9 protein-coding genes are annotated in these 9,293 nt (G+C 49.6%); 3 read left to right on the forward strand and 6 right to left on the reverse strand.

Annotation, left to right across the window (positions count from 1 at the left end):
- Nucleotides 1-47: 47 nt before the first annotated feature.
- Nucleotides 48-1,175, reverse strand: a complete 1,128-nt coding sequence (locus tag KDK19_RS16000; protein ID WP_257292352.1) for a PilT/PilU family type 4a pilus ATPase — start codon at nt 1,173-1,175, stop codon at nt 48-50.
- A 2-nt stretch (nt 1,176-1,177) separates the two neighbouring features.
- Entirely contained in the window at nt 1,178-2,212 is a 1,035-nt protein-coding gene (locus KDK19_RS16005; protein WP_257255071.1) for a type IV pilus twitching motility protein PilT, read from the reverse strand.
- A gap of 105 nt (nt 2,213-2,317) precedes the next feature.
- On the opposite strand from KDK19_RS16005, the gene KDK19_RS16010 reads away from it, so the two are divergent.
- The 3 genes from KDK19_RS16010 to KDK19_RS16020 all read left to right on the forward strand — a co-directional run bounded on the left by KDK19_RS16010 (nt 2,318) and on the right by KDK19_RS16020 (nt 4,566).
- Nucleotides 2,318-3,034, forward strand: coding sequence for a YggS family pyridoxal phosphate-dependent enzyme (locus tag KDK19_RS16010; protein WP_257254763.1), 717 nt, complete (start codon nt 2,318-2,320; stop codon nt 3,032-3,034).
- A complete protein-coding gene (proC, locus tag KDK19_RS16015; RefSeq protein ID WP_257254762.1) occupies nt 3,024-3,848 on the forward strand; it encodes a pyrroline-5-carboxylate reductase in 825 nt (274 codons plus the stop codon). Before KDK19_RS16010 ends, proC begins: the two co-directional genes overlap by 11 nt.
- A 166-nt stretch (nt 3,849-4,014) precedes the next feature.
- On the forward strand, nt 4,015-4,566 hold the full coding sequence (locus tag KDK19_RS16020) for a YggT family protein (RefSeq protein ID WP_257254761.1): 552 nt from the start codon (nt 4,015-4,017) through the stop codon (nt 4,564-4,566).
- A 180-nt stretch (nt 4,567-4,746) separates the two neighbouring features.
- On the opposite strand, the gene KDK19_RS16025 is transcribed toward KDK19_RS16020, so the two are convergent.
- The 4 genes from KDK19_RS16025 to KDK19_RS16040 form a co-directional block, all read right to left on the reverse strand.
- Complete coding sequence (locus tag KDK19_RS16025; protein WP_257292353.1) at nt 4,747-6,309, reverse strand: hypothetical protein; 1,563 nt, start codon at nt 6,307-6,309, stop codon at nt 4,747-4,749.
- 239 nt (nt 6,310-6,548) lie between these two features.
- The gene (locus KDK19_RS16030; RefSeq protein WP_257292354.1) at nt 6,549-7,664 is read right to left on the reverse strand and encodes a hypothetical protein; all 1,116 of its coding nucleotides are present in this window, start codon (nt 7,662-7,664) and stop codon (nt 6,549-6,551) included.
- Between the two features lie 154 nt (nt 7,665-7,818).
- A complete protein-coding gene (locus tag KDK19_RS16035; RefSeq protein ID WP_257254758.1) occupies nt 7,819-8,997 on the reverse strand; it encodes a hypothetical protein in 1,179 nt (392 codons plus the stop codon).
- A gap of 88 nt (nt 8,998-9,085) precedes the next feature.
- Nucleotides 9,086-9,293, reverse strand: a 208-nt coding sequence (locus KDK19_RS16040; protein ID WP_257254757.1) for a hypothetical protein, incomplete at its 5' end; no start/stop codon positions are given.

Consider the following 9,293-nt stretch of genomic DNA (forward strand, 5'->3'; position numbering starts at 1 on the left):
TCAATTTCTTGCAATCCTCGCTACGGACGCTTAAGTCCGACAGGCTGCTAGAAAATCTCCTCATGCTGCAGGCTAAGCTTGTCCGCCATTTTGGTCAAATGCTCACCATTAGCCCCTGACCCCAGTTTAATCAAAAGGCGCAGGTCGTTGGGTGAATCAGCATGAGCCAGGGCGGCTTCGTAAGTAATATCTCCATTGTCGTATAGTTCAAACAATGCCTGATCAAACGTTTGCATACCCAGCTCACGTGAATTCTTCATAATCGTCTTGAGTTCGTGAACATCACCGTTACGGATCGTATCCTGAATCAAGGGGGTATTGAGAAGAACCTCAACAGCTGCCCGACGGCCTTTACCTTTTCGGGTTCTCACCAGCTGCTGGGCAATAATGCCCTTCAGGTTCAGGGATAAATCCATCCATATCTGAGTGTGACGATCCGCCGGGAAGAAATGAATAATCCTTTCCAGAGCCTGATTAGCGTTATTGGCATGCAGTGTTGCCAGACAGAGGTGCCCTGTCTCTGCGAATGCCATGGCATATTCCATGGTTTCACGGGTTCTGATTTCACCAATCATAATGACATCCGGCGCCTGTCGCAGGGTATTTTTCAGAGCCACAGCGTATGACTCGGTATCAATGCCCACTTCACGCTGAGTGACAATGGATTTGCCATGTTGATGAATAAATTCAATCGGGTCTTCAATACTGATTATGTGCCCGCAGGCATGCTCATTCCGATGCCCGATCATCGCCGCAAGAGAAGTAGATTTGCCGACACCGGTCGCCCCGACAAAAAGCACCAGACCACGCCGGGCCAGCGCAAGGTCTTTGATCGTCTTCGGCAACTTGAGCTGGTCCAGCGTCGGAATCTCAGTCTCAATCCTTCTCAATACCATGCCAGCCAGATTTCGCTGATAGAAGGCACTGATACGAAAACGACCGATTGTGGACGCTGAAATCGCAAAGTTGCATTCATGCTCCCGATTAAATTCAGCTTTCTGATCCTCATCCATAACACCGTACACCATATCCCGTGTCATGGTGGCTGTAAGAGGCTCCTTGCTGACAGGAACGATCCTGCCATTGAGTTTAAAACTGGGCGGAAAGCCAGCCGTGATAAACAGGTCAGAGGCCTTCTTTTCGGCCATCACTTTGAGTAAGCGGTTAATATCCATAGTCAGAAGTTTTCCGGGTCCCGGGCTTTTTCCTGGGCCACATCTCTGGCAATCTGGCCTTTTCTCACCAGCTCATGGAGGCACTGATCCAGTGTCTGCATGCCAAGGGAACCGCCGGTCTGGATAGCAGAGTACATCTGGGCAATCTTGTCTTCGCGGATCAGGTTACGGATAGCGGAAGTACCGATCATGATCTCGTGGGCTGCCACACGTCCGCCACCGTTTTTCTTGAGCAGAGTCTGGGAGATAACCGCCTGCAGTGATTCTGAAAGCATCGAGCGCACCATGGCTTTTTCTGCTCCCGGAAATACGTCCACCACACGGTCAATGGTCTTGGCTGCGGAGGTGGTGTGCAGGGTTCCGAAAACCAGGTGTCCGGTTTCTGCAGCAGTCAGGGCAAGACGAATGGTTTCAAGGTCACGCAGCTCCCCCACCAGAATAATATCGGGGTCTTCACGCAGTGCTGAGCGCAGTGCGTCGCTGAAACTGTGAGTATCCCTGTGAACTTCCCGCTGATTTACCAGACATTTTTTCGACGTGTGGACAAATTCAATGGGATCTTCGATGGTCAGTATATGCTCATACTTATTGTCATTGATAAAATCCATCATGGCCGCCAGACTGGTACTTTTACCGGAACCTGTAGGACCGGTCACCAACACCAGACCCCGGGGCTTCAGGGCAATATCCTTGAACACCTGACCCATGCCCAGATCTTCCAGGGAGAGCACTTTGCTGGGGATAGTTCGAAATACGGCACCGGCTCCGCGGCTCTGGTTAAAGGCGTTGACACGAAAACGGGCGACCCCGGGAACTTCAAAGGAGAAGTCCGTTTCCAGCTTATCTTCGTAGTCTTTTCGCTGTTTGTCGTTCATGACGTCATAGATCAGGCTGTGAACTTGCTTGTGATCCATAGGAGGCAGGTTAATCCGGCGAATATCTCCGTCTATACGAATCATAGGCGGAAGGCCAGCTGAGATGTGAAGATCCGAAGCGCCTTGCTTATAACTGAAGGCCAGCAGTTCGGTTATGTCCATGAATTTCCCCCTGAAACCCGGACGCAGGTAAAATAGACCGGGACATCTTCTTATTTTCGACCGAAATATCGGTTTCTACCTATTAACGCACTACTGTACAGGCTGATGACCTCATTAAAAAGTCAATTCGACCAGGTTTTTGAAAGAATTTATAAGGCCGAACAAGCCAGCGTTCGGGAAGGCCAGGTGAAACTTCTGGCAGTCAGTAAAACCAAGCCCGCCGAGATGATTGCTGAAGCCTGGCAGCTGGGCCAGCGGGATTTTGGCGAAAACTATTTGCAGGAGGCTGTGGATAAAATCACCCAACTCTGTGACCTGGAAGGCTTGGTCTGGCACTTTATCGGGCCCATCCAGTCGAATAAAACCCGCGATATTGCCTCTCACTTCCAGTGGGTACACAGTGTCGATCGTTTTAAAATTGCCCAACGACTGAATGATCAACGCCCGGAAGAACTGCCACCCCTGAATATCTGTCTTCAGGTCAATGTCAGCGAAGAAGAAAGCAAATCCGGAGCCACTCTGGCAGAACTTCCTGAACTGGCAGCGGCCATATCTCAATTACCGAGACTACGGTTGCGTGGGCTAATGGCAATACCCGCACCGGAAGCCGATGAAAGTAAACAGCGGGCTCCCTTCAAAAGGCTGGCTGATGCCCTTGAATCTCTTAACCGTGGGCACCATCTAACTATGGACACATTATCCATGGGAATGACCGGAGACCTGGAGGCTGCCATTGCTGAAGGGGCTACCATGGTTCGCATTGGTACAGCTCTGTTCGGGGCCAGGCGTCATAACCACCAAGGAATTAAGAATGACCAATAAGACCATTGCATTCATCGGTGCTGGCAATATGGCCACCAGCATCATGGGTGGATTGATTGAGCACGGTTGGCCCAAAGACAGAATATTCGCTTCTTGTCGTACGGAAGCAAGTGCCAAAAAGCGTTCTGAAGAACTCGGCATTCACACGTCTACCCGCAGCCTGGAAGCAGCAGCAAAAGCGGACATTGTGGTGCTTGCCGTTAAACCCCAGATGATGAAAGCGGTTCTGACTGAACTGTCACCGGTACTTCAGAAACAAAAACCTTTCATTATTTCCGTCGCCGCCGGTATTCGTCTTGACAGTCTGGATGTCTGGAGTGGTGGAGGGCTGCCGATTGTCCGCAGTATGCCTAATACACCATCACTCTTGCATTGTGGCGCCACAGGCCTGTTCCCCAATAGTCGGGTGACGGATGAACTGAAAGCCATTGCCAATGAGATTTTTTCACCGATTGGCATTCTTCACTGGCTGGAGAGAGAAGAACAGGTCGATACCATTACCGCCTTGTCAGGCTCAGGTCCCGCTTACTTTTTCCTGCTGATGGAAGCGATGGCAGAAGCCGGGGTCAGGCTGGGGCTGGATCATGAAACCGCTGAACGCTTTTCATTGCAAACCGCTCTGGGAGCTGCAAACATGGCTATTCAGAGTGATATTGATGCTGCCGAGCTTCGCAGAAGAGTCACCTCTCCTGGCGGCACCACTGAACGGGCTTTAAAAACCTTCCGCGAGGAAGGCTTCGAAGCCGTGGTTTACAAAGCGGTTAAGTCTGCAAAAGAAAGGGGTGCAGAACTGGCAGAACATTTGGCTGACTAGTAGACGTTAACTGCTATTTCCCGCACCCGGAAGTTTCATAGTAAACTGGTCAGGACGTAGGGCACAGCCTCATAAGCCATCTCGCTTCCCCGGCTTGCTGAATTTTATTTAACGCTCATGGCTGTTTTATTTAACATTCATGGCTGCTTAAACACGAAGGATTTTTATGTCGGCATTCTCCTCCAGCCTCGTCTTTCTGATACAGACCCTGGGAGGTCTGTACATCATGGCTGTACTGCTGCGCTTTCTGCTGCAACTGGTTAAAGCAGACTTTTATAACCCCATCTCCCAAGCCATTGTCAAAGTCACTTCCCCACTACTGAATCCTCTCAGGAAAGTGATTCCGGGAATGGGAGGCCTTGATCTGGCTTCCCTGATCCTTGCCCTGATCTTGCAGATACTCCTGGTTTACGTACTCTTTATGGTTCAGGGTTTGGCTGCTGAGGCGATTCCTTTTCCCCAGATCCTGATTATCAGCCTCAAAGAGCTGGCGGGTGAAATCTTGAACATTTATATGTTCAGCCTGATCATCATCGCCATTGCCAGCTGGGTAGCGCCCGGCAGTTACAACCCGGGCCTGATGCTGCTGCATCAACTGACCGAGCCTCTGAGCAGCAGGATCAGACGAGTGATTCCCCCTTTGGGAGGTCTGGACTTTTCCCTGATGGTACTGGTTTTGATCATCATTACCCTAAAGAACTTCATTGCTGCTTTGTAATACGGTTTGAGCCCCCCCAAACCTCCGCCTTTTTGCCGACATCGCAAAACGCTCGCAATCCATTCTCATGCTTTCAGGCTCTGCGGGTCTTCTGGCCCTGTGGGGCCGAGATGAGAACAAAACTTTTGCGACGACCTCTGGAGCCCCGGAACGAGTCACAGGCTTGTTGAACGCTGTGGACTATTCCATATCGACATCGTCATCCTGCCCTGTTCCGCGGGTGTCGTTGGAATCTTCCGGGGTGCCCGCAAGCTCCGTTGATGGATTATGAGCGTCGCTTATTGGCCGAAGTCGCCGAAATGGTAATGACTCGGCTGATAGGGTGTTAAGAAACGAAGATCCACGGCCAAAGCCGCAAGACATGGGGTCGAAACCAGCCACAAGATGGGAGATTTCTCCTGAGGCTTGCGATTGAGATGGCTGGCTTTGTGGTTGGTTTTGTCGCCAGTTTTGTCCTTCGCCATTTGCACCTGATGGAATGACACTCACCGGAGATCCACCGGCTTGGGGCTGAAAGGTTTGTGTTCCTGTCATGCCGTGATGAGTCAGGCCCGCCGAACTTCCTTCGAAGCTCAGCGACCCTTCAACTGATTCACTACCGCCGGATTGTCGGAGTCTGCAAAAGCCATTGCAGGAATCGAAGAAACAATTAAAACTCATAGTATGGTTCCCAAGCTCCCTTAGATCACCATTAGCGTCGCTTACCATAACGCCGTATGGCCGAAATCGCTCAAATGGGAACCTGTCGGCTTCTGAACGTAACATGACGGTACGAACCCAAGGTTCACTGCAAGTCGAGGGGTCGAAACCAGCCACAAGATGGCCAATTGATGCTGAGTTTTGTCGATCGCGAAATGCAATTGATGGAATGACAATAAGCATAGAACTACCGACTCCTAGCTGATAGGTTCGCGTTCCTGTCATGCCACGATTAGTGTGGCCCGTCGAACTTCTTTCGGAACTCCGCGACCCTGCAACTGATTCACTGCTACCGAATTGTCGGAGTCTGCAAAAGCCATGGCAAGAATCGACGTAACAATTGAAACTCATAGTATGCAGGGGTTGCTCAGGGCCCTGGTTGCCACCGCCGCCAGAGCCGGAAGACATGAAGCTGGAGAAAGCAGCCATGAGATGAGGCATTGTTCCTGAGGCTTGCGATTGAGATGGTTGGCTTTGTGGTTGGTTTTGTTGCCCGTTTTGTCCTTCGCCATTTTCGGGTTTTTTTCTGGTGGTGATCAAAACCGGGTGATTCTCCTGCATCAACATAGATGCTGCCTCCAGTTGATCCATCGTGTTAAACAGGGGTGAATGAGCGTTCCAATAGCTTTTCAAAAGCAGGCCAACAGCGGCAAACGCTTCTACAGGTAACCATGAATAAGCTTTGGCCCCGAGAGAGTTGTCGCTGGTGGTCAGAACCAGTTTGTAAGCAAGCAGCAGATGAGTGGCGTAAATCAATTCCCACGAGATCGATTCAATGAGGGACGTTGTTTCACCGTAACTACCATGCCGGTATGGTTTGTCTTCAGGCGGAAAAATTGAACCTGCGTCATTATTTGTGTCGACACAGCATGACGGATTATACGACACTGCATTAAGATCACGCTTTATAGAAAAGCTACCTTTTGGAGCGCCTCCGTCCTGTTCAAACTCGACAACAAAATCTCTTGATAAAAGTTCAGCCTGACCGACGACAGGCAACACGAGCAAGAGCAACAGTAGCGCCGCCGATAATGAGTTTCTCATTATTTTTTCATTACCCTACTTTGCAGTTTTTAAGGAAGGAGAGTAGACCAAGAAGGTAATGAATCAAGAAAAAAAGTATCCTTACTATGTCAAAAACCAAGCTTTTACCGGGCAAGAACTCGCTGCGAAGAAGCTGACAGAGTCTGACCAATGCAAAAGTTCAGTTTGATCCATACCGAGAGATTACGAGGCTTTAAACGAAAATACCCAATATACTCAAAGCAATGAGAAACACTTGTCTACAAAAATTCTATAGGCCCGATGTATCTGATTCTGAGTGTAAACTCATTGCGCAGCCGCTCCGAAACATTTTCCCGCAGGAAGCCCTCCACCTCAGCCTGTATCTGCCGCTTTTCTTCCTGGGTGCAATCGAAATCAGCGGTTACTTCAAACAGAAGTTGGCCTCTGGTCTTGCCCGACGTTCCCAGCCCGCACACACGTTCATTCATCGAAAGCAGAGGAGGAACGATGCCCATTAATTCTATCTTCATGCCTCTTATAATGCTCTTTTCAGAGTCGGATTGATCAACAACACTGGAGGATGTGCTTTGCCCGGCTGTTGCTCCTGCGTGATCTGTCGTACTTTTTTCGGAATTTAGCGCTCCTTCAACAGACGCTTTGTCATCGGATGATGATCCGAGCCTACAAACGCCATGACAGGAATCGACGTAACAATTTAAACCCAGAGTATGTTGGCGTTGATCAGGGCCTTCGCTATTGCCACCAGAGCCAGACGACAGAGGAGAAGTGACAGAGCCTGTACAACAGTTGGTTGTGGTTGTGGTTGCTCCTGAGGCTTGCTGACTGGATGATGCTGATGGCGGGGTTTGTTGTTGACCACTTCCGGGTAGCATCATAGTGGTGATCGCAAACGGATCACCTTGGTATGAATGCAGTTGATCCATCGGGTTGAACAGTGGCGAACCAGCGCCCCAATAGCTTCCTAAAAGCCAGCCAACAGCTAAAAACGCTTCTAAAGGTATCGATGAATAGGATTTGGCGCTCAGAGCTGCGTCATGGGTACTCATAATCAGTTCGTAAGCAACCAGCGTACTAGTGGCATAAATCAATTGCCACGATATGGACTCAAAAAAAGACGTTTTATTCCTGCAACCGTCGACTCTGTGCGGTTTGCCATCATATGGCAAAACTGCTTCTGTATAGTCGTTTGTGTTGGCAAGGTACGACGCACTGTTTAACAATGTGTGATGGTCTGGCTTTATAGAAAAGCTCTTTTTTGGAGAGCTTCCACCCTGAAGCTCGACAAGAAAACGTCTTGTCAGTGATTCAGCCTGACAGATGGCAGACGGAGAGAATAGCAACAACAGCAGTGTCGCTGAGAAAAAGTTTTTCATAACTCAATCATTACATCCACTTTTGCAGTTTCTAAGGGCAAAAGATAGACCAAGAAAGTAATGGATCAATAGAATATGCATCCTTTTCTGTCAAAAGCGCAATCACTCCTTACCCTCTGAAGGCATCATCGTTCACATCAACACACTTGAGTTTTCAACGCCTTCTATATCTTCTATCACGCCATCTGTTAGGCGATCTGCCATGGCATCTTATGTGTCTCGAAAGCTCGTGAACATTATAAAAGATCCTCCCGCATAATCGTGGATCGTTATCCGACGACCCGACCATTATTACGTCACAGAATTGTGGCCCAGTGTGGTGTGTTCTGGTGTGACGCAACATCATTTCGGCATTCCTGCGAACCACTCCGCATGGCCGCCGCTCGCCATCCATCGTGGTCAGCATCTCGTCACAGACCAGAGGTGTATGCGCTGCCTCAGCATTCATTGAGCGTAATGCTGAAAGAAATAGTCTGGGCTCTTCCCGGTGAACTTGCGTGGGAAGATCATTTCGGATCGGAAACCGAAAAATATCTTCAACTGAAAAGGGAGGAACTGAGCTTCGTCCGGGTGTTGATCCTGTGTCGTCTGCTGAACTTTCTTCGGAATTCAACGGCCCTTCAACTAGTTCACTGTTATCCAATGATGGTCGGAGTATACAAACGCCACTACAGAAACCGACGTGACAATTTATGCCGAAAGTATGCAGGCGTTTTTCAGGGTCTTCCTGACCGCCGCCAGAGCCAGAAGGCAGGGGGCAGGTATTGGAGCCTGTAAGATGAGTGCTTGTGGTTGCTCCCGAGGCTTGCTGACCGGATGACGCTGACGGCTGGCTTTGTTGTTGCCCATTTTGGTTTTGTCCGGGAAGCGTCATAGTGGTGATCGCAAACGGGTCATCCTGAATTGCCTCCAGTCGCTCTATCGAGTTAAACAGCGGTGAATCGGGATTCCAATAGCCTTTCAAAAGCCAGCCGACAGCGACAAACACTTCTGAAGTTAGCCATGAATAAGGTTTGAAGCCAGAGACTGCATTGGTAGTCAGAACCAGTTCGTAAGCAACCAGCAGATTCGTGGCGCAAAGCCATTGCCACGAAATGGACTCAATAAGGGGCGTTTTTAACCCATAACCGCTTCCGGGTGGTTTAACATCTGGCAGTAAACCGCACCCTGCGTAGCCGTTTGTGTCAGCAATATCTGAAAAGAACTGGTCTGGAGAACCTGTATCCTGATCCTGTTTAATCTCGACCACAAAACGCCTTGTCGACGTTTGGGCCTGGCAAATGACTGAAAACGAGAGCAGCAACAGCAGTGCCGCAGATTGTGTTTTCTTCATTTTTACCTCGATAGATTTTTTTTGTAGAGATGAACCCGGGAGCCTGACCGAAAAGGCGGCTGCTAAGGTGTTGATATGTATTAGTCCGTCAGTTCCTCAGGTAATCACACTTATTCACTTTATCTGCTGGAGCACTGAGTTTATCGTCCTCGTCCAGATCAGCAGGCTTGCGTTTTCGATGTCTGCGTTTGTGATTCGACAGGGCTTGAGCATCCTTGCAGACTCTCCCGCATGGTCGCCACTGACCATCCGCCCCGACCTTGATCTCGACACAGGTTTGTATCCCGCTGTGGTAT

This window comes from Endozoicomonas sp. ONNA1, assembly GCF_024606325.1.
In the GTDB taxonomy this organism is placed as follows: Bacteria; Pseudomonadota; Gammaproteobacteria; order Pseudomonadales; family Endozoicomonadaceae; genus Endozoicomonas_A.